Below are 22,992 nucleotides of genomic sequence, written 5' to 3'. Positions count from 1 at the left end.
GACACCGGGGCCGAGCTCGATGTCCCCGTCGAAGGTGATGAACCTCGACGGGTCGACGCCGCCGAGCCCGCCGTCGACGTACCAGGCCCACTGCATCGGGTGGAGGGACTGCAAGGTCGCCAGCTCGCGACGCCACCGCGTCCCCGCGGATCAGCGGGGACGCTGCGGAATTCCAGTCCGGCGTCGCGTACGAGGGGCGCGAAGGCGTCTGTCGTGGCGAGGACGACGTCGTGCCCGGCCCGGCGGAGCTCGGCGTCCAGGCCGGTGTAGGGCGCGATGTCACCACGTGATCCGGCCGCTGCGATCAGGGTCCTCACCGGTCCGCCTCCGTGTCGGTACGGCCGCCTGCGCGGCGGGCCGCGTTGGCGTGGACCGCCTTGTGCGTGTAGGCGGCCAGCCCTGGGCGTTGCTGGGACGGTGGTACGACCGGGGCGAAGGCGCGCAGGTCGGCGAGGAAGTTGTCCGCGATGCGCCGGTGCATGTCGGGTGGGCAGGAGGTGAACCAGCGTGAGACGTGCAGGCGGTGTTCCTCGGCGAGATCCATGGCCCGTTCGCCGTCGCTCGGCTCCCCCTCGTCGAAGGCCGCGAGCAGTTCCGCACGCCAGGCGGTGGCCTCGCCAATGAGCTGTCGCCAGTCCTCCTTGGTGTGGGCGGCCGCGCGCGCCATCGCCTCGTGCTGTCCCTCCGACTGCGCCCACTTCTGCTCCGCGTCGGTGGCGTAGCTCAGGTCGAAGGAGATCTCACCGAAGACCTCGAAGCGCTCCTCGGGGGTCAGGGCCACGCCGGTCTGCTGGACCTCGATGGCCCGTTCCGCCACTTCGGACAGCCGCTGAAGCCGGGCGATCTCCTCGCCCAACTGCCGCTGACGGGCGCGCAGACGGTCCAGCGCGTTCGCCTGCGGATCCTCGAAGACCGCGGCGATCTCGACGAGGGAGAAGCCGAGCTCGCGGTAGAAGAGGATCTGCTGGAGCCGAACCAGGTCGGCGTCGCTGTAGCGCCGGTATCCCGAGTGGCTGCGGCCGCTGGGCGACAGCAGCCCCGCCTTGTCGTAGTGGTGCAGCGTACGCACCGTCACCCCGGCGAAGGCCGAGACCTGTCCCACGGAGTAGCTCATGCACCTGCCCTTTCGTCGGACACAGCCTCAAGCCTGACGTAAGGGGAGGGTCAACTCGCGCCGGCCGCCTCTTCGGAGGTCCCGGCCGGTGGCGCCGTGATCCGTGATCCCTGATCCCTGATCCATGATCCGTGGGCCGCGCTCGACCCGGCCTGTCAGACTGCGGTCGTGGAAGAGACCTACCCGTTGTGGCTGGCAGCCGCACCGAGTCCCATACCCGAGGACGAGGCTCGGATCTATTGGAACGGCAAGGACGATCCGACCCCCGCTCTGGACGAGGCCTTGCGTTGCGCCTCCTACCTGTACGCCGGTTCGTGGAGCGAGGAGCACGAGCCGGAGAACCTGCACGCAGGTAAAGGGCACTCTCCCGCCAACCGGCTGTTCAGCTGGCTCTTCTACATCGGAACCATTGACCGCTATCAGGCCCCGTTGCTCGACGAGGAACTGCTGGCCCGGCTGGTCGACCTCTACCGTGCGCGCCCCGGTGACCTGCCGGCCGATGTCATCGAGCTTCCACGGTTGGAGGGCTTTCTCCGCCGGCACTCGGGGCAGTACCTACTCCCTCAGGAATCGGCCCGGGAGTAACCGCCGCTGTTGATGTCGGACGCGGATGCCACAGGGGCCTTGCCTACTAAATTTAGTAGGCAAGGCCCCTGTGTACTGGTGCCCCCGGCAGGATTCGAACCTGCGACACCCGCTTTAGGAGAGCGGTGCTCTATCCCCTGAGCTACGAAGGCGGGGATCTGTACAAAAATGTGTCTAAAACGGCGCAATTCGCGGAGCCGATTCTTGACATGCTTTGGACAGGTTGGTGATCGACCTGTGATGGTCTGCTCGCCGCCGCCAGTGTAGCGGGTGGCGTGCTCGATGTACGGGGGGTGTGGCGGGCTAGGGATCTTGTCCTGGGCCCGGGTGCTGGGGTGGGGGGCCTGTGGAGGGTGTCAGGAGTGGAGGGCGTTGAGTGCTCGGGTGATCGAGTTGTTCAGCCAGGCGTAGCCGAGGTAGATCAACAGGGCTCCTCGGGCGCCATATGCCGGGACTCGCTCATGGGGGTAGGCCTGGTCGAAGCGGGAGTGGATGGACTCGCTGTCCTGGCGGAAGCCTTTCAAGCGGCGGCCGGCGGGGGTGCCGGGAGGTACCTGGCGGAGGTGCTCGGTGCGGTTGAAGCGCTGCTTCTTCGTCTTCGGGTCGACCTGCCTGTCCTCGTCGGTCTCGTCGACGCGGATCCGGAGCTGGTGTGTCTTGGTGGGGCAAGGGATGGCGATGCGATGGTAGAAGCGGGTGCTGTTCTTTCCGCCACGGCATTCGAGTTCTTCGACGGGCAGAGGAGTGTAGAGCGTCTCGTTGCCGTCGATGAAGCGGCGCTCGCACACTCTGCCCTCGGCGACGTAGAGGTCGTGGGAGCAGGGGCTGTCCTTGTCCTTGTACCGCAGGAGTGACTGGGGTGTGAGCCCGTCGTGCTGTGGGGTGAACACAACGAGGCCTTCGGCGATGAGGGGTGCGCGGTGCCTGCCGCGCAGGGCGGCGTCGTAGGTGACGGCCTTGGTGCCGGGGGCGCGTTTGAGGATGCGCTTGACCATGGCGACCAGGGCGACCCCTTCCGATTCGCGCTCGGGGTCTTCCTTCACGGATTTGTGGCGGATGGATTCCAGGGCGAGGATCACGCGACTGTGGGGGGTGGCGGCCAGGCGTACGGCGGTGGAGAGGAACTTGTTGCCGTAGACCTGCTTGCCGCCGCCTTCGATGCAGATGCCGGCGTCTTCGTCCACGCGGCGCCGGCGGATCTCGCCGGTTCTCTTGTCGACTGTCTCGTGTTCGGAGTGCCCGGAGGGAGGTCTTGCGACGGTGGCGTCTCCGTGGAGGACCTGCTGGCGCTCGGGGCGGACGCGGCTGGTTCTATTGCTGGTTTCGCAGAGCATGCCGTGTGCGAGGGCCTGCTCAACCCACAGATCGCTGCTGATGTCACGGATCTCGTCGTGAGCGGGCTTGAGGTGCTGCCTGAAGTAGTGATTCCAGTTGCTGCGGGTGGGGCCGGTCGGCCTCAGCGCGTCTGCGGCCTCGTCGCCCGAATGTGTACGGATCGCTGAGCGGATGCGCTTCCACCAGTCCTCATCCTGGAAGTGGGCAGCAGTCGCGCGTGCGGAGCCGAAGACGGAGATCGAGCACAGGAAGATCAGGTAGATGACGGGGGGATAGTGCGGAGGTCGGCCGACCGCTCGCGGCCCGGGCAGGGTATCGGCCGCGGCGTAGAGGTCCGGGTTATTGATCAAGTAGGCGAAACGGCGGTCGGTGATCAGGTGCGGGGCTTGCGGCCCGTGCAGTTCTGGTGGGTCGTTCTTCGCTCCGAAGGTGTCGTCGGGGATCGTTCCGTAGATGTACGGCGGCGGGGTGTTCTTGGGCTTGCGGGTGGTCTTGGACGTGCGCTTGGGGCGTGCGGCCCTGTGGAGTGTCATCGCGGATCTCCGCCGATCTTCCAGACAAGTCCGGCGAGGTCTGCGGCGTTGTCTAGGGAGGAGAGCCCGAGCCTTTGGGCGACTTCGGAGATCTGGCCGGTTTCCAGCAGCACCTGGCGGGCGACGTAGCGGGTGATGTCGCGGGGTTCGACCCGGCGGGCGACGGTGGCGAGGCCTGAGAGCCTTGCGATGTCGTTGAAGCCAGCGCCGACGCTGGCCTGCGCCGCGTACCGGGTGGAGGCGTCGCTCGTGACAAGGCGGCGCCGGCCCGGCCGGTGCTCGGCCAGGTAGGCGGTGCGCAGACGGAGGGCGCGGACGGCCCAGGGGCTGAGCGGACAGGTTCTGGAGGTGGTGCGTGTGCTGCCTTCGGTGGTCACGGAGGCTAGTGAGAGGTCCAGGTCGCCGGGGGTTGCCTGAGCGGCCTCGGCGCTGCCGAGGCCTGACAGCAGCAAGGCCAGCAGGGCAGCATGCCGGGTCGCAGGCATGCCGCGTTCGGAGTGGAACTGGAGATCCTCGATTTCCGCGCCGGTCAGTTCGGCGCCTGTGCTGCGAGGCGGCCGCGGGATGGGAGGGGAGTCGAGCAGGGGCACGGCCTGGGTCATGCCGAGGGCCCGGGCGTGCGCGAAGAGGGAGGCGAGGGCGGAGCGGCGCTGCCGCCGTGTGCCGTCCTTTGGAACGAGGGTGATGTTGTCGTGTCGGTCATGGCCGGGCGCGTCCATGAACGACTCGGTCAATTGGCCGGTGACATCATCCATTCGGTGGATACCGTGGGCGTCGGCGAAGACGTCGAATCGTTCACTGATCTGGATGTAGAGGTCGACTGTCTCGATGGCCATGTCGCCGTCGGCTGCCTGCTGCAGCCACTGACGGCTGACTTCGAGAAGCACTCGGCGGATGGTGGGCCTAGCCATGCCGGACCACTCCCTGAAGAGGGCCGGAACTCGCGCGAACGTGGGCAGGCGCGCGATTGATCGCGCTACGGTGGTTGTTCCTCGCCTTGTGTGAGGACATGCCGAAGCCCCTTCCTGCACGGCACTGCCGGGCGGGTCGTCGGGTGGAGGTGGGAGTCCGGCAGCGCCGCACCGGCCAAGGAAGCTGGCGCTGCCGGACTGTTTTTTGTGTCCTGGGGTTTAAGCGACGCGATGGCCCCGGAGTTTGGCGGTGAGGGCCGTGACGGCTCTCAGATGACTGTGGAGTTCGAGGACCTCCGCCGAAGTCAGACGAGTCAAGTCCGCCAGCAGAACCGGTGGCAGCAGAAGTGACAAGAGATCCTGATCGGGTCCCGTTCCCTCAGGCGGCTGGCCGCCGACTGCCTCGGTACGCGGACGAGGTACCTCCGTCTGCAGTTGCTCGCCACCGTCCCGCACCCCCTCGGAGTCAGGCTGTCGGGTACTGCCGGACTGACACTCGTCCTGAGGCAACGGTTCCACGGCTGTACTCGACTCGTCGTCCTCGTTGACAGCCTGCGGTGCCTCGTGAGGCGTGTCGGTGCTTTGGGTGCCTGTGGGCGGGGCGTCTGTGTTACTGGTGCCCTCGAAATAGTTCAGCTCACCGGACCCCTCCACCGTGACGAGACCGGTCGCGACCATCAGATCGAGCAGAACGTGGGCCTGCTTGATGCGCTCAGGCCCGGCTTTTGCCGCCACCATGAGGGCGGCTACCAGGCCCTCACGGGAGACGGGGCCGTGCCGGCAACGGTCCCTGACCGTTCGCGCGAACCACTGCCCCCTCCACTTCGTCCTCAGCGCTTCAAGCCCTTCGGCTTCACTGCGCGCGAAGGCGCGGGCGATGTATCGACCCTTCTCGCTGGGCAGATATGTCGCTCGCCGGTGCCCCTTGGTGAGCAGTCCGGTGTTCATGATGAACACCGGCACCAGCCCACAGTTTTTGACGTAGACCCCAGTCGCCGCTGCCAGTTCTTCGGCCCCCACCGGGTCGACCGCCGAGCAGGCAGCCACGGTGACCAGGAGGTATTGCTCCGCCCGCAGTTTGGGCGACGGCATCAGCCGCTCATCAGACCTCAGTCTGGCGCGGCCGTTGATCGGCGGAGTCCCCGCCTGACGAGTCGACACTGTAGATACCAATCCTTTCAAACGGGCTGAGATGGAAGCGCGGCCAATCATGGGTTGCTATTGTTCTAGCAGCCCATGATTGTGAGGGGTGCGCAAGTCGGCATCCCGTCCGTCACACTGGTCGCATGCCCGGAGGAACGAGACGTGGAAAGAAGCCGCGCGACTATGCCGTGTCCGGCCACTGGCCGTACGCAGTGATGGACAGCGCCCGGCAGGCACAGGTCGGGCAGGCCGTAGCCCGGGCCCTGGCGGAGGCGATGGAGCGGCGCGGCTTGTCGGCCAACGCGCTGGCGACTGCGTCCGGTGTCAACCGGCAAGTCATTTCCAACATCCTTGCCGGAACCGTTTGGCCCGACATGTTTACGCTCGCAAGCATCGAGGAGACGCTTGACGAGATGCTCTGGCCACGTCATACCGATTGGCCTGCAGGCGATGACGGTGCCCGTCACCAGCCCATTCCCTCGCATCGGCGAAGCGGCGAGGAGTAGTAGCCGGCCGGGTTGGATAGCCGGGAAAATTCCGATGATGCGCCTGTCATGCGAGGGTCGGCCTCTCGATCGGGGGAACGCAGGCCGAACTGGCCCCTCGCCCGGGAATTGCCCGGTAGCGTGGAGGTACGGCCCAGAGTCGTCAGACCGCCTCCCGCGTTGATGCGTCGGCCTAGGAACCATGCCAGCGCGGGAGGCGGTCGCCTTGGGGTGCCTCTAGGCGGCCTCCGTTGACGCGGCCGCGACGAAGTAGCAGCGACGACCATCATCCGTGTACATCTTCGCCACGAGTTGCTTCTTCGCCAGATCGTCCATGAGCGTTCGCGCGCGATTGTGCGCTTTCCCGTCGGCCTTGGCCTCCTGGCCTTCCAGCCGTACCGCGAGCAGCTTCCCGGTCCACTGCAGCGTGGGCTCACTGTTGATGATCTGCATGGCCTGCATGCCGCGAGGGCCGAGCTTCGATTCGTCAAACGCTGTCGAAGCCTTGCCGGTGCTGCCTTCTTCAGCCGACGTGGCCGCCGCATCCGAACTGTCCGCAGCCTCATCGGCGCAGGCGTCGGTCCCCTTGCATTCGCCAGGATCCGGCAAGTCCTTGCAACCGGCCCCGCCCTCGCGCTGCCCGCTACGAAGAGCGGCTCCAGCCCGGGCCGCCGCGTGGAGCGTCTCCTGAACGCGCAGCGCCTCCTCGCGAGTGAGCACCACCTGCTGGCGCGCAGAGCGCACCGCTTGCTTCTCAGCTTCCAGCGCTGCGACTCCTGACCTGAGCCGGTCGAGCATGGCGTCGTGCTGAGCCAACTCGGCATCACACTGGTGAATCAAGGCACCCATATCCACCGCGACCCAGCTGGGATTGGCGGACGCGGCGCCACTGTCGGTGGGCTGCATGGCGATCACCATAGGGCCTCGACAGCACCGGCCCGCCCGCTTTGATAGTCATTGGGGGATCCGCTGGCAGCCCAGGGCGCGTCGGAGAGGCCGGGAGCGTGGCGCCGCAGGCCCTGGAAACCGTCAAGAGAACGGTATCTCTGACCTCGTGTGACGCCCCGGGAAGCCTGATGCGACCCCTGTGCGCGAGTACTTGAGAACCCGACCACAGCTCAGTCAGTGAGAGGCACTCAGGAGAACTGCCCAGCCAGGATTCCCTAGGCGGGATAGGAGACAGCCGCCGGAGAGCTCGCTCGACCAGATGGCTCCTGACACAGGGAAGCGGTGACAGGTGATCACGTCCTGAAGGGTTGAACACCACCTGGGCTCAGCAATCGTGAGCAACCGCGCGTGGGTCCTGAGAGGCTCGTTCTGACTTCACTTCCCGACCCCTCAGTCCCCTGATTCTCGCCTCACCCTATAGAGGGGCAAGAGGGGGTACGTAGGTGACAGAAGGAACTCGCGTTGCATCGTGATGGGCGCAAGCCCTACATGAGTTCCGGTCAGGCATCCCGCGTTCTCTACGGGCCCCTGGCCTCCAGCGTCTATGTCCCGCCTGGCACGAACTTTGGCAAGGACAAGGGCGTGTGGTGCCCTGGCTGCCCGATTTTCACTCCGAGCACCTTCCTCGCCGTGTACAGGACCGTCCGTGTGATGCGCCTGCTGAAGGGTGGGGTAGCAGCCAGCCGAGACACGGTCTGGACTCAGCTTCGCAAGCCCGATAGCTGCCCTGAACCGGTACTTGCCACCAGGTTCGCTATCGCCGCCAACCGCAGTGCCGTTACCAGGCATGGGAGTGGGCCCACGCAGCTGACTACTGCGCCGTCTGACTGAACGATGAAGGCGAACTCCACTTGATCGACGGCTCATGCGCGCTTGGCGAGGCCGCCAGCTTGGAGGGTTGGGGTGCAACCGCGGGTGCGTCCGTCTCGATGCGCAACACCCTCTCTGTGAGGCTTGAAGGGAGACCGAGTCTTGGACCTGGAAGCCGTGAAGGCGTGCACAGCGCGACCAGCACTTGCAGCCTCCGTGCGGCCGTCCCCATTCCTGGAGTTTGACTCGGGCGCAGGCGGCCGACCAAGCCGCTGTCCTGGCCATGATGGGGGAGCAGGGCCGCCGTAAAGACGGCTGCGTGACACGGGCCACTGACCGGAAGAGAAGGGCCTGTACTGAGCTTGTTCCGCTTTGACGGACACCATTGGTGTGGTGGTCAGGCTGCGAGTGCGGTCTCGTACTCGGCGGGGCTGAGGTAGCCGAGGCTGCTGTGCAGTCGGTGCAAGTTGTACCAGCCCTCGATGAAATAGAAGATCGCGGTGCGGGCGGCGGCCCGGCTGGGCCAGGCGGAGGTGCCGAGCAGTTCGCGTTTGATGGTCGAGAAGAACGACTCGGCGAGCGCGTTGTCCCAGCACTGACCGGTGCGGCCGACCGACAGAAGAACCCCAAACTGGGCCGCCAGGGCGGCGAATTGCTGGCTCGTGTATTGACAGCCGCGATCCGAGTGGAAGGTCACAGGACGGGTGGGGCGACGCTGCCGGCAAGCAGATGTCAGCGCGTTGGCCACCAGTTCGGTCCGCAGGTGATCGGCGGTTGCCCAGCCGACCACGCGCCGGGAGGCGATGTCGATGACCGTGGCCAGATAGAGCCAGCCCTCGTCGGTCGGGATGTATGTGATGTCGCCGCACCAACGGGTATCGAGCCCGGTGCGGTCGGGCTGGAGTTCCGGACGATGAGGTCGGGACGGAAGGCGGCCGTGGGATCGGGGATCGTGGTCGCATGCCGTCGTCGGCGGTGCCGGCCTTGCAGCCCGGCGGCTCGCATCAGTCGTGCGACACGACGACGGCCGCACCCGGCACCCTCGCGCTTGAGCACGGCATGCACGCGCGGGGCCCCGTAGGTCCCGCGCGATCGCGCATGGACCTCGGTGATCTGCTCGGTCAACTCGGCATCCCGCACCACACGGACGCCGGGCAGGCCGGAGCGACGGGCATAGAAGGCGGTCCGGGAGACCTTCATCAGCTCACACGCCCGTTTGACGCTGTGACCTGCCTGCTTCTCCGCCTCGATGAACGGGTGCACCGTCACCGGGTCTCCTTCGCGAAGAAAGCCGTGGCCCGCTTGAGGACATCGACATCCTCGCGCAGCCTGCGGTTCTCCCGCCGCAACGCGGCCAGCTCCTCGCGCTCACTGCTGGTCAGCCCATTGCGCTCACCCGCGTCGACCTCGGCCTGCTTCACCCAGTCCCGCACCGCGGTCTCGGTCAGTTCGAAGTCTCTGGCGACCTGCCCGACCGAGCGGTCACCCCGCCGGCACAGACCGACGATCTCCGCCTTGAACTCCGGCGTGAACGAACGACGAGGGCGCCGAGGCTTCTTCTTCCCCATGCTCTCCATGATGGACATCCTCCCGGGGCTGGACCCCTGATCTCGAATGTCCGTCAAAGCGGATCAAGCCCAGTACACAGCCAAACCCGCAGGGCTGCAGCCCTGCGTCCGGTCACCTGGCGAAGCCCAGGTCGGTCACGTGCGACTGTGCCTACGGCGGCTTACATCACGACACTCCTCGCACCGTCGTACCGCTTGCCGTGTGGTGTTTCCCTCTGTCGCGGGCGCAGGGTGGCTACTGCTCAACCGGTCCCGGAGCCCGTGCGGTGGATCGGGGATCCAGCCCCAACGCGGGGCCGTCACCAACTCCTCCGTTAGGTGGGCGCAGGCCCCGGGTAGGTGCGCGTACCGCGTCGGCGAGATCAGGATCGTGTTCGCGGGGAAGCGCCGCCACTCCTGCCTGTGCTGCGGGCAGCCCGTCTTTCGGATACGACTCCGTTTGGCAAGCAGACGCATCCCAACCCGACGATGCATTCACACCGGTCGCACCGCTCTACCTTCACAGCCGCACCCCACCCTCAGCCCGTATTGGTGTCCACCCGGTAGACGATTTTCCCATCGAACTCCGTGAATCCCAGAGACTTGTAGAAGGCACGCGCGTTCGGGTTGTCGCGGTCCGTCATCCACTCGACCCGGCTGCACCCAGCGCGTGAGGCGGCCAGGGCGCGTAGCTCGTCCATGAGGCGGGCGCCTACGCCTTGGCGGCGGAGGGTCCCTCGGACGTAGAGCTCCTTCAGGAACAGGGAGTGCGAGGACCCCGCAGCTGGCCAAAGAAACGAGTAGGCAGCGAGCCCGACGAGATCGCCGGCCTCGTCCTCGACCAGGAGCGCGGACGCCAGGGGCGGCGACCCGAAGAGCGCCTCCTCTACCTGGGCGCGGCGTTCCTTGAGTGGCTGGATCTCGGTCGATCCGTAGAACCGTTCGATCTCCTCGATCAGTTCGGCTACGGCCACGATGTCCCGCCTGTCGGCGGGACGGATCGTCACGGTCATCGACATCTCCTGTCGCTCTTCCATCGCTTCACTCGCTCGTTCCAACGCATGATCCTGCCGTGGCGGCACGGCTCATGGCTACGGGAGCGGGGCCGCCGGGTCCCAGCCGTGCCGCTGTAGCGAGCCCTGGACATGCCGGATGAGGTACTCCAGGTCTGCGCAGTAGACGGAGGGATTCTGGTAGCCACGGGCTGTGCTGAAGCGATGCGGGAGGTAGCCTCCGCCGCACACCTCCACCAGAGGGCAGCTCTGGCACTGTTCAGCGAGCGCGACCTTCCCGTACTGCCGGTGCAGGAGCTTGGGATGGTGAAGGACCTCGTCAAAGGAATGCCTGAAGACGTCTAGCCCCAGCCAGGAGGCGCCTTCCTCAACGGACCGCAGGGTGTCCACGCCCTCGATCGTGCCGTCGGACTCGATCACGACACTCGTCGGCGGGGCCAGACCCAGGGATTCCACCGAGCCGCGCACGCCGGAGCTGAGCGCCACGATGTCCTCCAGCATCCGTATACCGTGCCTGTCTTCGGGCCGGGCGAGCCAGGCTTCGTAGACGCGGCTCATCCACACCCCGTACTCGGGCACGCTTGGATCGCCGCGGTGCGGTGGCTCGTCGTGCGTCCCGTGCGGCAGACCGAAGTCGATCACTGGAGGTTCGAACGACGCCAGGTAGTCGTGGACCTCGACCGGGTCGTTGGCCAAGTCCACGACAGCGAGCACTCCTGCGAACAGGTGAGGTCGGGACCGCAGGAGGTCGATGCCGCGTACGGCCGAGGCGGCGCTCGACCGGGAGGCATGGGTCAGCCGATGCCGATCGTTCGCGGACGGCGGCCCGTCGAGGCTGACGCCCACGACAACCTCGTAGCGCTCGAAGAGGTCCAGCCACGGCTCCGTGAGAAGCGTCCCGTTAGTCTGAAGCTCGAAACGTACCTCCAAGCTGGCCGGAACAACTTCCCGCACGGCGTCAAGCAGGCCAGCCATGTGCCGGGGGCCGACGAGCAGGGGCTCTCCACCGTGCAGAATGACATGCACGCTCGGCAGACCGTGTGCCGCGGCGTGCTCTCCGATCCTCCGCCCGGTCGCCCGCGCAACATCCACACTCATCCGGGCGGGTAGACGCTGCCACGCCTGATCTGCGGAGTTGAAGACGTAGCAGTAGTCACAGTCGATGTTGCAGCGATTGGCGACCTTGAGAATGAAGGACTGAAAGGGAGCGATGCTCTCGTGTGGCGTCATCGAGCGTGAGAGCTCACAGGGGCCAGAACCGGATCAGTGAAGCCTGGTGACCACCTTCGCCTGTACGGCTCGTCGCGGTCTGCTCGGCGGCCAATCGCTGCCGTACGCGGACAGCGACGCGATCCAGGACAACCGAGCTCTGCGTGGGTTCTGGGGCCACGGGCATCACCGGGGCCTGCGGCATGGGAACGGACGTGCGTGACAGCATTCAACGCTCCTCGTGACAGTCCGACGGCGGTTGAGTCGGCAGATTGACCCGCAACGTAGCAGTCCCACTACCTACGATGGCATGCCCAATCCGGCCACAAGCTCGGCTCACCCCGCCTGCGACACAAGCAGCCGCTCGACAGCGTCGGCCGCTCGGTTCGCGCCCAACCGCCGGTAAACGGCAAGTGCTTCGCTCAGCGAGTCCGCAGCCTGCGCGGGTCCGTCTGCCATCCAGTTGCAGCGTCCGATCCCTTCCAGCGCCCGCGCCTGCTCCAGCGGACAGCGGATCTCCTGAGCCAACCCCAGCGCCTGCTCGAAGTGTCCCCGCGAGGCGGCCCAGTCACCAGAAGCGTGCACCAGCATCCCCCAGTGGTTCAGGACCTCAGCCTCCCCGCACCGGTCGCCGAGCGCTCGCAGAATCTCCAGGCTCTGCCGGAACGCTTCGATAGCGTGGTCCTGCTCGGCGACGAGTCCGTGCGCCACACCCAAATCGCCCAGCGCGGCGGCCTCGCCCCCACGACTACCGAGGTCGCGGTACGAACCCAGGGCATCCTCCAACATGCGGATCGCCTCGGTGGCGTTCCCGTCCATGCGGTCCAGCACCCCGAGGTGGCGGATGCTGTTCGCGCGCCCGAACCGCTCGCCGAGCTCCGTGTAGTGCTCCAGCGCCTGAGCATGGGCCTCTCGAGCCCCGGGAAGGTCGCCGGTCAGCCGCCGTACGACACCGAGCTCGTTGAGGGCGTATGCCTGGTGGACCCGGTCGTCGAGCTCCTGATAGATATCGAATGCCTGACGGTGCCGACGCGTGGCCAGCTCATACTCACCCATAAGGCAGTGCACGATTCCCAGGTCCCGCAGCGAGTTGGCCTCTCCGTAGCGGTCACCCAGCTCGCGATAGATCGAGAGGGCTTCGGTCTGGTCCTCCACCGCCCCGTCGAACTGGCTTGTCTGCCGGCGCACCATGCCGAGGTCTGCGAGCGCGTTCGCCTGGCCGAGCCGGTCGCCGATGTCGCGGTAGAGGGCGAGGGCCTCGGTCTGGGCGCGGGCCGCAGCGTCGTTGTCCGCGATCATGTACGAGACGATGCCCGCCTGGTTGAGCGCGTCCGCCTTGCCGCGTCGCTCACCGACTGCCTCGTACTCCGTCACTGCCTCGTTCAGGGCTTCGATCGCCTCAGGGTAGGCGGCCATGAAGCGCCGTATGACTCCTACCTCGGTGAGCGCGCAGGCCAGCGCGCGCCGGTCACCGGTGTGCCGGGCGGCTTCGGCGGCCGCGCGGTGAAGGCTGACGGCCTGGTCCCAGGGGCCGGCCTGCCGCAGGAAGGGGGCCATGGCCGCGGCCATACGGATGACCAGTTCATGCAGCGCGAGACTGTTCGCTCGCCGGATGCAGGCAAGGACGTTCGCTCGCTCGTTCTCTAGCCAGCCCAGGGCTGTCGTACGCGACTCCATGGGCGGCGTCTCTACCTGCGCGGCGACGTCTGGTAGCGCCGGGATGGCAGCGCCACCGCGAAGGATGTGTCCATTCGCGACAGAGAGGGCGGCCAAGTAGTAGGTACACACGCGCTGAACGGCCTGAACATGTTCCATGGTGCCTCCCTCGTCAGCGAGACCGCGGGCGTAGTCGCGTAAGAGGTCATGAAGCCGATAGCGGCTTCCAGGGTGTTCGTCGATCAGATGGGCGTCGTAGAGCGCGTCAAGTTGCTCGCGCGCCGCGGCCACCGAGACTAAACCGAGCGCGGCACCGGCATAGGCGTCGAGGTCGGTACCAGGGTAGAAGCCGAGATGCTGGAAGAAGCGCTGCCCCTCCGGCCCGAGGTCACGGTAGGACAGAGCGAACGTTGCGGCGACTGCGCGCTCCCCGGCCCTGAGTTCTCCCAGCCGGTCCCGTGCTGCCACCAGTCGCGCCCGCAGGTCTTCAGCGCTCCACGACGGATGGTGGCGCAGCCGCGCCGCGAGCAACGAAACCCCCAGTGGCAAATACCCGCACAGTCCCACCAAGTCCGCGAGCACGGCATGGTCGAGCAAGTCCGTTGGCCGCCCGCTAAGGCGCACGAAGAGGTCGACTGAGTGCTCCGACGGCAACGCCGCCACCGGCAGGATCACCTCCTCATCCACAGCCATCCGCTTCCGGCTGGTCACCAGGACGAGACAGCCGCTCCCGCCCGGTAGGAGAGGCTCAAACTGGCGATAGCTGGACGCGTTGTCGAGGATGAGCAGCGCCTTCTTGTCGGCGAGCCCACTCCGCCACATGGCCGCCCGTGCCTCGGTGACAGCACCGACGTCGTCGCCGACTGGAATCCGCTGTACTGGCACACCGGTCGCTGCCAACAATGAAGCAAGCGCTTCGGTGGGCTGCACCGGGGTGCGTCCCGTCGTGTGCCCGTTGAGGTTCACGAAGAACTGCCCGTCGGGAAACCGCTCCGACAGCACATGTCCCGCGTGCACGGCGAATGTCGTCTTGCCGACCCCGGGCATCCCGTCGATCACATGCACGGGCAGTGCCGAACCGCTTTCCTGCGAGACCCTCACGGACCGGACCAGCGTCTCGAGTTCGGCGCTCCGGTCAGTGAATGCAGCGGTGTCGCGCGGCAGTGACCGCAGCACCAGTGCAGCCCCTGGAGGTTCCGATCTGTCCTCCGGCCGAAGCGGCTCATTGGACTGCGGGGGTGTCTGGGTTGCCGATAACGCGGCGAGCAGCATCGTCAGCCCGACCAAGGCCCCGCCCAGCACTGCGAACGAGAACCAGGCATGCCGCTGTAACCACCCCAACCAGCCTGGCCACTCCGACTCGGACACCGCATTCGTGACGAGTCCCACGAGCATCGTTGTCACGGCACCCCCGGCTGCCACGACACCGATCATGAACCCTCGCCGGAGTCTCATACGCTGGCCGCCCTTCCACCGAGTGGAAGGACCGAATCCGTCTTGCTACCACGGTCGCGAGACATCGAACCGAGAACAGCCCTGACCATGAAGCCCCCCGAGCCCGACACCCCAACTTCCTAAGCGCATCAGCTTTGGAGGACCTTGGTCAAGGCCGCCTCGGCCCAGTTCCAGAGGTGGGTCCGCATTGTGGCCCACGAACTCACCCTGTCAGAGCAGGCAGTGACCAGCGTGCAGGCGAAAGCGGCCGGGCGCGATGGGGGCGCCGCCTCTATCTGTGCAGGGACCGAGTTCGAGAGTCACAAGTGGGATCCCCGCGAGGGCTCCATAGATAGGTAAGCGGATCGCTGAACAGGGCGTGCCGGCCGGGCTACGGCGCCACTCTCAGTGAAGAGTGATGGGGCCATCGGGAAGCCATCCTTCGACGTAACCGGTGACCAGTGAGACGATCCCCTCCGGGGAGATTTCCCTTCTGCGCCTGCGCAGTTCCTCGATACTCCATCGGGCGTGTGTGAGCGACCGCTTCTCAATCGCCGATCCTTCGCCGTCGCTGATGTGAACGATGAAGACCCGCGAAGACGTGGCTCGGTCGAACTCCCAGTCCTCACCCGTGCGCGACTGCCGGATGCCATAGACCGATCCATAGCGTGGAGCCGCCACTTCGAATCGCTCCTGCAGAAACTGGGTGGCTGACTCCAGGAAGCTGGCGCTGGCTGTCATGCGTACCTGGGGGACGGTCCAGTCGCCGCAGCATCCGCCGCACATGAGGAGCCGACGCCGGTCGTCCAGCAGAAGGAGGTAGGTGCGACGGTCTATGCGGGGCCATGGGACCCAGCAGGCAGCGGAGGGGGGCATGCCTCAAGCTTGAGGGGTTGCTACTTGAGTAGCAAAATTTAAGCGCTGGACGGGTGAACTGTCACACAGGGACGGCTGGGCTGAGGCCGCGAGACGGTGGCGAGGGCCGGGCGCGCTAGGGGCGCTGCTCAGACCGGATTCGTGGACGATGGTTGGCCCTGGTGACGGCCGTGACCGTTGGCTGGTGCGACCCGGCTAGGAATCGTCCACTGATCGTTCCGTGGTGGTGGCCGGAGTCGCCCTTGGCGGGTCAGGAGTGGTTGTAGGTGAGGGTTGCGATGGCGTCGTGGCTGTGGATGCTTTCCATGTTCTTCGCCGTGACGGTGTGGGTGAGTCCTTTGTCCCGGCAGGTGAGGCTTATGTCCCGGATGATGTCTTCGACAAAGACGGGGTGGTCGTAGGCCTGCATGGTGACGACACGTTCGTCAGGCCGCTTGATAAGCGGGATGACGGGAGCGGAGCCAGTGGCGCGCAACAGTTGGATGATCTCGTGGACGGGCAGGGGGTAAGGGGTGTCGTCGGTGCCGGTGATCTCCAGGGTGATCTCGCTGCGCTGGTTGTGGGCGCCGTAGTCGGAGATGGCTTTGGAGCAGGGGCACAGGCTGGTGACGTGCGTGGTCACCGAGGTGGTGACAGCGCATCCGGAAGCGCTGATGCGTCCGGTGACGGTGATGTCGTGGGCCTGCCAGGATTCCCGCTGGCTGGCGGGGGCGGTGACAGTCGTGGCGATGGGCAGGGTCAGAGTGAGGGTGAGAGCCGGTGCATCGAGCAGGGCGAGGCCACGCTTGAGGGCGATGGGAAACTCCTGCGGGGTCAGCGTGGCGACTTCCTCGTGCACGAGCGCGATCATGCGGCTCATGTGGGTGCCGCGCCGGTCGGCTTGCAGGCCGACGGTGACGCTGATGTCAGCAATGCCCTGCTGTCGGGTGTAGCCGTCGTCGAAGGTGAGGGGGTAACGCAGGCCGCTGATGCCCACCTCGTCGATGGAAATGCCGCGGTGGTCGGCTTCGTTTTGGATGTCGTGCATGCCTTACACGCCTCGATAGGTGCAACCGGAGGTGCAGGTTTCCCGCACAGTGATCTCGGACAGTGCGGGAAGTTCGCCGATCAGCCGGTCCCAGATCCAGCGGGCCAGGTTCTCGCTGGTGGGGTTGTCCAGGCCTTCGATGTCGTTCAGGTAGTAGTGGTCGAGCTGAGCATCGATGGGCTTGAAGGCCCGCTTGATGTCGCCGAAGTCCATCACCCAGCCCAGTTCTGCATCGACGGGGGCCTCGACGTGCACGATCACCTTGTAGGAGTGGCCGTGGAGGCGGGCACACTTGTGGCCCTCAGGTACGCGCGGCAGACGGTGCGCTGCTTCGAAGGTGAACTCGCGAAAGATTTCCATTACTGAATTCCCAGATACTTGTGCGTCTGGAGGGAGAGAGTCCAGCGCGGGTTCTTCATGCAGTATTCGACGGTGGCACGGGTATGGGCTTCACGGTGAGCGTCATCCAGCGGTTGCAGCCTGAAGTGCCGGAAGTCCAGTTCTTCGAACTGGGCGGGGTCACCGCCGGCCTGCGGGTAGACCAGTTTCATTTCGTCACCCTGGGTGAGGACCAGAGTGGAGCCGATCTTGGGGCTGACGCATAGCCAGTCGATTCCTCGTGGGGCCGGGCGAGTGCCGTTGGTTTCCACTGCGACTTCGAAGCCGCGCTCGTGCAGAGCCTCGATGGCTTCTTCATCCAGTTGCAGCAGGGGCTCTCCGCCGGTGCATACCACGAACCGGTGGGCTCGATCGGTCGTGGGCCAGGCGGCCTCCACGGCATCGGCCAGGTCCTGCGGGGTGCGAAAGCGGCCGCCACCTTCACCGTCGGTGCCGACGAAGTCGGTGTCGCAGAACTGACAGATGGCACGGGCCCTGTCCTGTTCCCGGCCCGTCCACAGGTTGCAGCGGGAGAATCGGCAGAAGACCGCCGGACGCCCTGCGTGGCTGCCTTCTCCCTGCAGGGTGTAGAAGATTTCCTTGATCAGATAGGTCATGCTCAGGCGCTCTGATACCGGACGGGGTCCTTCACGCCGGCTTCAGCGAAGCCCTTCAGGCGCAGCAGGCAGGTGTCGCACTTACCGCAGGCGCGCCCCTGCTCGTCGGGGTCGTAGCAGGAGGAAGTAAGGGAGTAGTCCACGCCCAGTCGCAGGCCCTCGCGCACGATGTCGGCCTTGGACAGCGCGATCAGGGGGGAATGCAGGGTGATCTTGGAGGTTCCTTCCACCCCGGCTCGGGTGGCCAGGTTGGCCATGGTGGCGAAGGCCTCCATGTACTCGGGGCGGCAGTCGGGGTAGCCGCTGTAGTCCACGGCTGTGACCCCGGTGAAGATGTCGCTGGCACCGACCGTCTCGGCGAACGCCAGCGCGAATGAGAGGAAGATCGTGTTGCGGGCCGGCACATACGTGATCGGCACACCACCCTCCTCGACGTCCTCCAGCGTCTCATGCTTGGGCACCTCGATGTCGGAGGTCAGGGCAGAGCCGCCGAAGACCCGCAGATCGATGTCGGCAATGACGTGCCGGGCCACGCCCTGGGTCTGCGCTACGCGCTGAGCCGCCTCCAACTCGATGCTGTGCCGCTGGCCGTAGCGGAAGCTGAGCGCGTAGGGAGTGAATCCCTGGTCCTTGGCGATGGCCAGCACCGTGGTCGAGTCCAGGCCGCCGCTCAGCAACACGATCGCGGGACGGTCCATGCTGTCACTCCCCTATCTGCAGTCCAGTTTCCTCAGCTGAGGCAGGTGCAGCCTACCCCCCTAACTACCGGCTACAGTAACCACAACAAAAATCGAGTTACGGAAGCCAGGGGTCGAGTCGCAGTGAACGAGTTGCCCATCGTGGTCACGTGCACGGACCGGAAGGCCTCACCACCCCCCGCGGACCTGCAAGCACGCACTCTGCCCACCGGCGACCTGCCGCAGCGAGCCGCGGAATGGGCACGTCGCCTGCAGGTAGTCCAGGGCCGGCGGGCGAAACTGCAGGACCTCTACCAGGGGGATCAGTGGCGGCGTGCGCTCGCTCTCACCGACGCCGCATCTCGAGCAGGGTTTATCCCTCGCCTCTATGTAGCCTCGGCCGGCCTGGGCCTCCGGCAAGTCTCCAGCCTGGCGCCGTCGTATGCAGCGACTTTCGTACCACGACACGCAGATTCCGTGGCTTTCTCCAGTCCTGAAGCATCCCGGTGGTGGGATCACCTGCAGCACCTGGACGGCACCAGCGATCTGTCTAAGATCGCCACGGCCGCCGGACGGGCACTGGTGGTGCTGTCGGAGACCTACGCCCAGGCCATGCAGCGGGACTTGCGCGGGCTCGCGGCCGCCGACACCGATGTGGTGCTGATCGGGGGCGCTTGCGATCTGGACGGGGTGCTGCGTGTGCCGGCCAACGCCGCCCTGCGGCAGGCCCTCGGCGGAACCCTCACCAGCTTGAACGCCCGCATGGCAGCCTCCTGGCTCGAGTACTGCACGCCGGGCCGCCTCATCAGCCCTGAGGCACAGGCGCGTTGGGATGCCTGGGCCTCTCAGGCGGCCCGGCCCGAACGTTACGCCCGCACACCTATGTCGGACGAGCTGGTGATCGCCTTCATTAAAGAGATGAAGGCCCTCCACCCCGACTCCTCCCGCACTCGACTGCTGCGTCTCTTCAGAGACAAGGGGATGGCCTGTGAACAGAAGCGCTTCGCAGACCTGTACACATCAACGATTGGCCGCGGATGACTTTCACTGTGCTTAAGCGTCGGGCCCTGCGGATCGAGCAGCACCCCACGATCCCGCTGTATGTGTTCACGTTGGCGGCAGAAGAGGTGCACCAGGTCGCCGACGTCGCGCGGATCTCCCGGGACGAGGCCGGCAGGCTCATCGGCTACCAGCGCCCCGAGAAAAAGCAGCACGTCAAGCAGATCCTGGAGTATCTCGACAGTGACGAGGTCCTCTTTCCCAACGGACTGATCCTCGCCTTGCCCTCCAGTGTGCGGTTCAAGTCCAGCCCCGGCCCCAGCAGCAGCGACGGCCTGTGTACCTCTGGGACGCTGGAGATCTCTCTGCCCGATTCCCCCGATGCCCCCCGGCCGGCCTGGATCGTCGACGGCCAGCAGCGCAGCCTCGCTCTCGCACGTACCCGCAACACCCGCCTGGCAGTGACCATCGCCGGGTTTGTCGCCGAAGACCTGGAAACACAGCGAGACCAGTTCCTGCGCGTGAACACGGTCTCTCCTCTGCCGACCAACCTCGTCACCGAACTGCTTCCTGAAGTCGGCACGGTGCTGCCGACCAAACTGTCCGCCAGGAAACTCCCCTCGGTTCTGGTCGAAGCCCTCAATCAGGACAAGGATTCGCCCTTTCACGGGTTGGTGCGCCGCCCTTCCACAACTGTCGAGCAGAAAGCGGAGGCTGTCGTCACCGACAACAGCCTCACCACGGCCATACAGGAATCCCTCAACTCCCCTTCGGGTGTTTTCTTCCCCTACAAAAATCTGTCCAACGGCACCGTCGATACCGCCACTATCCGGCAGATTCTTGTCATCTATTGGAATGCCGTCCGCGACACCTTCCCGGAAGCGTGGGGCCTGCCGGCGACTCGGAGTCGGCTGATGCACGGAGTGGGCATTCGCTCCATGGGGCGTCTCATGGACCGCGTAATGATGGCCATCCCCCCTGCATCCCCCCATGCGCTCGAGCAGGCACGGGCCGAACTCGCACTAGTCGCACCGCACTGCCGTTGGACCGACGGGCGCTGGCCGGACCTGAACATCCCTTGGAACGAACTCCAGAACAACCCGCGCCACATCAGTACCCTTTCGAACTACCTCCTCCGTATCTATGTGCAGGAAAAGGCAAAAGCCGCGTGAAATTCTATTTTCCTGACAGTCAGGACCTGGTGAGTCCCACCTACGACTTCGTCAACGACGAGTACTCGCCCTATCGAGTGCGCCAACGGGACGACGTCTATGCCCACCAGGTTGTGACGCCGATCCCCTACGACGGGATCCTCGTCAGCAAGGCGGTTGTCGACGGATCCGTGAAAGGCTCGGGAAAATACTCCTCCCCGCAGCGCGAGCGTTTCTACCGGCTGGGCGTGAGAAATTTCTTCCGTCTCCCCGAAGTCTGTGCCACCATCGGTGACTGTGGAGCCTTCAACTATATAGACGAAGAGCGTCCGCCTTACGAGGTGGATGAAGTCATGGACTTCTACGGCCGTTGTGGATTCGATGCGGGAATTAGTATCGACCACATTATCTTCGGATATATTCCCGAAGAGTCTGATAAGCGGCCCGAAGATGCCTGGATCGCCCGGCAGCAAATCTCCCTGGAACTTGCCGAAGAATTCATTACCGCAACACAAAAATCAGGCGCGCGCTTCGAACCGGTCGGTGCAGCACAGGGCTGGGGCCCGCAAAGCTACGCGCACAGCGTGAAGCAATTGCAGAAGATGGGTTACCGGCGCATCGCACTAGGCGGCATGGTTCCCCTCAAATCGCACGAAATCCTCTCCTGTCTGCGTGCCATCGACGACATTCGCTCCCCGGGAACAGGACTGCATCTGCTCGGCATCAACCGGGTGGACAGCATGGAACAGTTCGCCCGCCACGGCGTGACCAGTTTCGACAGTACCTCCGCTTTCCGTCAGGCCTTCATGGATGACCGCAATAACTACCACTCGGCCACCGACTCCTACACGGCCATCAGGGTCCCCCAAGTCGACGGAAACCCCGCACTCAAGCGGCTCATCCTGTCCGGGAACGTGTCGCAGACAGAAGCAATCACCGCCGAGCGAGCCAGCCTGCGCGCCCTGCGCGAATTTGATCGCGAGGAAACATCCATAGAGGAGGTCCTGATTGCCCTCGGAACCTACGAATCCCTCGTACTCGGGCCGAAAAAGAAAAGCTACCTCGAAGTGTACGAGCGCACCCTGAGCGATGCGCCCTGGCGTATCTGCCCCTGCGCCCTGTGCGAGAAGCACGGAATTGAGATCGTAATATTCCGGGGGAGTGAGCGAAACAAGCGTCGCGGATTTCATAATTTGACCGTACTCGAAGCGAAAATGCGATCACTCACCTTCGGGTAAGATCCGCCCTCTACTTTTTATCCACGTCAGGAGATGCGATGGCCGACCGCTATGAACTCAGGCTCCCTGCACTTGAAGTGCGTCAGGGAGAGCGAAAAATCTACTGCTTCGCTGTCGACGGCAAGAAGATCCACAGCTTCGCCGCCGTCTCCCGCGTCCGGCGGGACGACAGCAGCAGCCTGCAGGGCTATCAGCGGCCCGAAGTCCTCAGCCACGTCCGGGGCATCCGCCGCTACCTCGAGTCCGACAACGCCATGCTCCCCAACGCCCTGGTCCTGGCGTTCGACGAGTCCGTCAGGTTCGAGACCGGAGCGCGCCGAGCTGCCGGCGTCGACTACTCCGTCCCGGGAGAATTGGTCATCCCCGTCGACGAATCCCTTCCCGATGAGGAAAAGCCCGCGCTGATCGTGGACGGACAGCAGCGCAGCGCCGCCATTCGCGACGCGGACCTGGCCGAATTCCCCGTCGCTGCCGTCGGTTTCATCGCCGACGATCAACAAGACCAGCGCTCCCAGTTCATCCTCGTCAACTCCACCAAACCGCTACCCAAGGGCCTCATCCACGAACTGTTGCCCGAAACCAGCGGACACCTTCCTCCCTCCTACGCCCGCAAGCGCCTGCCAGCGCAGTTGATGACCCGCCTTAACACCGACGGCAAGGGCCCCTTCTACGGCCGCGTCGCCAGCCCCACTTCCCCCCACGGCAACATCAAAGACACCAGCCTGCTGCGCATGCTGGAGCACAGCCTCTTCGAAGGGGCCCTCTACCAGTACCGCAACCCCGAAGACGGCTCCGGCGACGTCGAACGCATGCTGCTGCACCTGCGCTCCTTTTGGACCATCGTGCAGGAAACCTTCAGTGACGCCTGGAAGCTCCCGCCCCGCCAGTCCCGCCTCAGCCACGGAGCAGGCATCCAAGCCATGGGCTTCGTCATGGATAGCCTCACCGACGGCATGGCCGCCGAAGACGTCGACTGCGACCGGGTCCGGAACGCCATCCTGAGCCTGATGCCGGTCACCGCCTGGACCTCCGGCATGTGGCGCTTCCCCGACGGCGAACAGCGCCGCTGGAACGGCCTGCAAAACACCCCCAACGACATCCGCCTGCTCACAGACCTGCTGGTGCGCACCGTGCGAGGCTGACCGGCCGACTGGGTTCACTGTGCCTGGACCGGACACGGTGAATGCCCCACATCTGCCGTGCTTGCGCCCGTCTTCGGCGGCTGCCAGTTGGGCGGAGCGATCCTGCAGCGAATCCACGATGGCGCGCACCACCGACACCGACCCGGCCCTGTGGGACTCTGACG

The 22,992-nt window shown here is 65.5% G+C and carries 22 protein-coding genes, 1 tRNA gene and 2 pseudogenes; 6 read left to right on the top strand and 19 right to left on the bottom strand.

Features of this window, described 5'->3' with window-relative positions:
* Window positions 1-143 precede the first annotated feature (143 nt).
* Both ACIBJG_RS12650 and ACIBJG_RS12645 read right to left on the bottom strand, forming a co-directional pair.
* Window positions 144-317: pseudogene (locus ACIBJG_RS12650) on the bottom strand (glycosyltransferase); the annotation flags it as partial.
* The gene (locus ACIBJG_RS12645; RefSeq protein WP_399307480.1) at window positions 314-1,114 is read right to left on the bottom strand and encodes a MerR family transcriptional regulator; all 801 of its coding nucleotides are present in this window, start codon (window positions 1,112-1,114) and stop codon (window positions 314-316) included. The pseudogene ACIBJG_RS12650 and the gene ACIBJG_RS12645, both read right to left, overlap by 4 nt.
* A 168-nt stretch (window positions 1,115-1,282) precedes the next feature.
* Between ACIBJG_RS12645 and ACIBJG_RS12640 the strand changes: the two genes are divergently transcribed.
* The gene (locus tag ACIBJG_RS12640) at window positions 1,283-1,699 is read left to right on the top strand and encodes a hypothetical protein (RefSeq protein ID WP_399307479.1); all 417 of its coding nucleotides are present in this window, start codon (window positions 1,283-1,285) and stop codon (window positions 1,697-1,699) included.
* A gap of 76 nt (window positions 1,700-1,775) precedes the next feature.
* On the opposite strand, the gene ACIBJG_RS12635 is transcribed toward ACIBJG_RS12640, so the two are convergent.
* The 4 genes from ACIBJG_RS12635 to ACIBJG_RS12620 form a co-directional block, all read right to left on the bottom strand.
* A tRNA-Arg gene (locus tag ACIBJG_RS12635) sits at window positions 1,776-1,851 on the bottom strand.
* 204 nt (window positions 1,852-2,055) lie between these two features.
* The gene (locus tag ACIBJG_RS12630; protein ID WP_399307478.1) at window positions 2,056-3,567 is read right to left on the bottom strand and encodes a hypothetical protein; all 1,512 of its coding nucleotides are present in this window, start codon (window positions 3,565-3,567) and stop codon (window positions 2,056-2,058) included.
* Complete coding sequence (locus ACIBJG_RS12625; protein ID WP_399307477.1) at window positions 3,564-4,454, bottom strand: hypothetical protein; 891 nt, start codon at window positions 4,452-4,454, stop codon at window positions 3,564-3,566. The genes ACIBJG_RS12630 and ACIBJG_RS12625 overlap by 4 nt, the downstream gene beginning before the upstream one ends.
* Window positions 4,455-4,697: 243 nt before the next feature.
* Window positions 4,698-5,639 (bottom strand): hypothetical protein, encoded by a 942-nt coding sequence (locus tag ACIBJG_RS12620; RefSeq protein WP_399307476.1) that lies wholly within the window; start codon window positions 5,637-5,639, stop codon window positions 4,698-4,700.
* A gap of 125 nt (window positions 5,640-5,764) precedes the next feature.
* On the opposite strand from ACIBJG_RS12620, the gene ACIBJG_RS12615 reads away from it, so the two are divergent.
* On the top strand, window positions 5,765-6,127 hold the full coding sequence (locus ACIBJG_RS12615; RefSeq protein ID WP_230543608.1) for a helix-turn-helix transcriptional regulator: 363 nt from the start codon (window positions 5,765-5,767) through the stop codon (window positions 6,125-6,127).
* Between the two features lie 216 nt (window positions 6,128-6,343).
* Here the strand turns inward: ACIBJG_RS12615 and ACIBJG_RS12610 are convergent, their stop codons facing one another.
* The 13 genes and pseudogenes from ACIBJG_RS12610 to queC form a co-directional block, all read right to left on the bottom strand.
* On the bottom strand, window positions 6,344-7,012 hold the full coding sequence (locus ACIBJG_RS12610; RefSeq protein WP_399307475.1) for a hypothetical protein: 669 nt from the start codon (window positions 7,010-7,012) through the stop codon (window positions 6,344-6,346).
* Window positions 7,013-8,261: 1,249 nt separating this feature from the next.
* On the bottom strand, window positions 8,262-8,897 hold the full coding sequence (locus ACIBJG_RS12605; protein WP_399307474.1) for an IS3 family transposase: 636 nt from the start codon (window positions 8,895-8,897) through the stop codon (window positions 8,262-8,264).
* A pseudogene (locus tag ACIBJG_RS12600) lies at window positions 8,888-9,064 on the bottom strand (IS3 family transposase); the annotation flags it as partial. The pseudogene ACIBJG_RS12600 and the gene ACIBJG_RS12605, both read right to left, overlap by 10 nt.
* A 65-nt stretch (window positions 9,065-9,129) precedes the next feature.
* Window positions 9,130-9,441 (bottom strand): IS3 family transposase, encoded by a 312-nt coding sequence (locus ACIBJG_RS12595; RefSeq protein ID WP_032774357.1) that lies wholly within the window; start codon window positions 9,439-9,441, stop codon window positions 9,130-9,132.
* Between the two features lie 509 nt (window positions 9,442-9,950).
* Window positions 9,951-10,424: a cyclophane-containing RiPP N-acetyltransferase HaaN gene (gene haaN / locus ACIBJG_RS12590; protein ID WP_329206057.1), complete on the bottom strand. Its 474-nt coding sequence runs from the start codon at window positions 10,422-10,424 to the stop codon at window positions 9,951-9,953.
* Between the two features lie 78 nt (window positions 10,425-10,502).
* Window positions 10,503-11,654 carry an FxsB family cyclophane-forming radical SAM/SPASM peptide maturase gene (locus ACIBJG_RS12585; protein WP_399307473.1) on the bottom strand — a complete coding sequence of 384 codons (1,152 nt, stop codon included), beginning with the start codon at window positions 11,652-11,654 and terminating at the stop codon, window positions 10,503-10,505.
* A 13-nt stretch (window positions 11,655-11,667) separates the two neighbouring features.
* Complete coding sequence (gene haaA, locus ACIBJG_RS12580) at window positions 11,668-11,862, bottom strand: HaaA family cyclophane-containing RiPP peptide (protein ID WP_399307472.1); 195 nt, start codon at window positions 11,860-11,862, stop codon at window positions 11,668-11,670.
* A 107-nt stretch (window positions 11,863-11,969) separates the two neighbouring features.
* A complete protein-coding gene (gene haaT / locus ACIBJG_RS12575) occupies window positions 11,970-14,723 on the bottom strand; it encodes a cyclophane-containing RiPP biosynthesis TPR protein HaaT (RefSeq protein WP_399307471.1) in 2,754 nt (917 codons plus the stop codon).
* A gap of 405 nt (window positions 14,724-15,128) precedes the next feature.
* Window positions 15,129-15,464, bottom strand: coding sequence for a hypothetical protein (locus ACIBJG_RS12570; protein ID WP_367504707.1), 336 nt, complete (start codon window positions 15,462-15,464; stop codon window positions 15,129-15,131).
* A gap of 385 nt (window positions 15,465-15,849) precedes the next feature.
* A complete protein-coding gene (locus ACIBJG_RS12565) occupies window positions 15,850-16,626 on the bottom strand; it encodes a GTP cyclohydrolase I FolE2 (protein ID WP_399307470.1) in 777 nt (258 codons plus the stop codon).
* 3 nt (window positions 16,627-16,629) lie between these two features.
* Complete coding sequence (queD, locus tag ACIBJG_RS12560; RefSeq protein WP_018551858.1) at window positions 16,630-16,986, bottom strand: 6-carboxytetrahydropterin synthase QueD; 357 nt, start codon at window positions 16,984-16,986, stop codon at window positions 16,630-16,632.
* Window positions 16,986-17,621 carry a 7-carboxy-7-deazaguanine synthase gene (gene queE / locus ACIBJG_RS12555; RefSeq protein ID WP_367504712.1) on the bottom strand — a complete coding sequence of 212 codons (636 nt, stop codon included), beginning with the start codon at window positions 17,619-17,621 and terminating at the stop codon, window positions 16,986-16,988. Before queE ends, queD begins: the two co-directional genes overlap by 1 nt.
* A 2-nt stretch (window positions 17,622-17,623) precedes the next feature.
* A complete protein-coding gene (queC, locus tag ACIBJG_RS12550) occupies window positions 17,624-18,319 on the bottom strand; it encodes a 7-cyano-7-deazaguanine synthase QueC (protein WP_071339525.1) in 696 nt (231 codons plus the stop codon).
* Between the two features lie 456 nt (window positions 18,320-18,775).
* Between queC and ACIBJG_RS12545 the strand changes: the two genes are divergently transcribed.
* From ACIBJG_RS12545 to dbpB (ACIBJG_RS12530), 4 genes are read left to right on the top strand one after another with little or no spacing between them, the layout of a single operon-like run.
* Entirely contained in the window at window positions 18,776-19,339 is a 564-nt protein-coding gene (locus ACIBJG_RS12545; RefSeq protein WP_399307469.1) for a hypothetical protein, read from the top strand.
* Window positions 19,336-20,469 carry a DGQHR domain-containing protein DpdB gene (dbpB, locus tag ACIBJG_RS12540; protein WP_367504717.1) on the top strand — a complete coding sequence of 378 codons (1,134 nt, stop codon included), beginning with the start codon at window positions 19,336-19,338 and terminating at the stop codon, window positions 20,467-20,469. The genes ACIBJG_RS12545 and dbpB (ACIBJG_RS12540) overlap by 4 nt, the downstream gene beginning before the upstream one ends.
* The gene (gene dpdA, locus ACIBJG_RS12535) at window positions 20,466-21,686 is read left to right on the top strand and encodes a tRNA-guanine transglycosylase DpdA (RefSeq protein WP_399307468.1); all 1,221 of its coding nucleotides are present in this window, start codon (window positions 20,466-20,468) and stop codon (window positions 21,684-21,686) included. The genes dbpB (ACIBJG_RS12540) and dpdA overlap by 4 nt, the downstream gene beginning before the upstream one ends.
* A gap of 38 nt (window positions 21,687-21,724) precedes the next feature.
* Window positions 21,725-22,828, top strand: coding sequence for a DGQHR domain-containing protein DpdB (dbpB, locus tag ACIBJG_RS12530; protein ID WP_329206035.1), 1,104 nt, complete (start codon window positions 21,725-21,727; stop codon window positions 22,826-22,828).
* The last annotated feature ends 164 nt before the right edge of the window (window positions 22,829-22,992 follow it).

The organism is Streptomyces sp. NPDC050422, assembly GCF_044458665.1.
Taxonomy (GTDB): Bacteria; Actinomycetota; Actinomycetes; order Streptomycetales; family Streptomycetaceae; genus Streptomyces.
Note: the sequence above shows the minus strand (reverse complement) of the source record. Positions and strands in the feature narration are given on the sequence as shown.

Bases quoted from the DNA above. Each gene is read 5' to 3' on its own strand.
- ACIBJG_RS12645 (WP_399307480.1), bottom strand. From the start codon at position 1,114: ATGAGCTACTCCGTGGGACAGGTCTCGGCCTTCGCCGGGGTGACGGTG.
- ACIBJG_RS12630 (WP_399307478.1), bottom strand. From the start codon at position 3,567: ATGACACTCCACAGGGCCGCACGCCCCAAGCGCACGTCCAAGACCACC.
- ACIBJG_RS12615 (WP_230543608.1), top strand. From the start codon at position 5,765: ATGCCCGGAGGAACGAGACGTGGAAAGAAGCCGCGCGACTATGCCGTG.
- ACIBJG_RS12610 (WP_399307475.1), bottom strand. From the start codon at position 7,012: ATGCAGCCCACCGACAGTGGCGCCGCGTCCGCCAATCCCAGCTGGGTC.
- ACIBJG_RS12595 (WP_032774357.1), bottom strand. From the start codon at position 9,441: ATGGAGAGCATGGGGAAGAAGAAGCCTCGGCGCCCTCGTCGTTCGTTC.
- haaN (WP_329206057.1), bottom strand. From the start codon at position 10,424: ATGACCGTGACGATCCGTCCCGCCGACAGGCGGGACATCGTGGCCGTA.
- ACIBJG_RS12585 (WP_399307473.1), bottom strand. From the start codon at position 11,654: ATGACGCCACACGAGAGCATCGCTCCCTTTCAGTCCTTCATTCTCAAG.
- haaA (WP_399307472.1), bottom strand. From the start codon at position 11,862: ATGCTGTCACGCACGTCCGTTCCCATGCCGCAGGCCCCGGTGATGCCC.
- haaT (WP_399307471.1), bottom strand. From the start codon at position 14,723: ATGATCGGTGTCGTGGCAGCCGGGGGTGCCGTGACAACGATGCTCGTG.
- ACIBJG_RS12570 (WP_367504707.1), bottom strand. From the start codon at position 15,464: ATGACAGCCAGCGCCAGCTTCCTGGAGTCAGCCACCCAGTTTCTGCAG.
- ACIBJG_RS12565 (WP_399307470.1), bottom strand. From the start codon at position 16,626: ATGCACGACATCCAAAACGAAGCCGACCACCGCGGCATTTCCATCGAC.
- queD (WP_018551858.1), bottom strand. From the start codon at position 16,986: ATGGAAATCTTTCGCGAGTTCACCTTCGAAGCAGCGCACCGTCTGCCG.
- queE (WP_367504712.1), bottom strand. From the start codon at position 17,621: ATGACCTATCTGATCAAGGAAATCTTCTACACCCTGCAGGGAGAAGGC.
- queC (WP_071339525.1), bottom strand. From the start codon at position 18,319: ATGGACCGTCCCGCGATCGTGTTGCTGAGCGGCGGCCTGGACTCGACC.
- dbpB (WP_367504717.1), top strand. From the start codon at position 19,336: ATGACTTTCACTGTGCTTAAGCGTCGGGCCCTGCGGATCGAGCAGCAC.
- dbpB (WP_329206035.1), top strand. From the start codon at position 21,725: ATGGCCGACCGCTATGAACTCAGGCTCCCTGCACTTGAAGTGCGTCAG.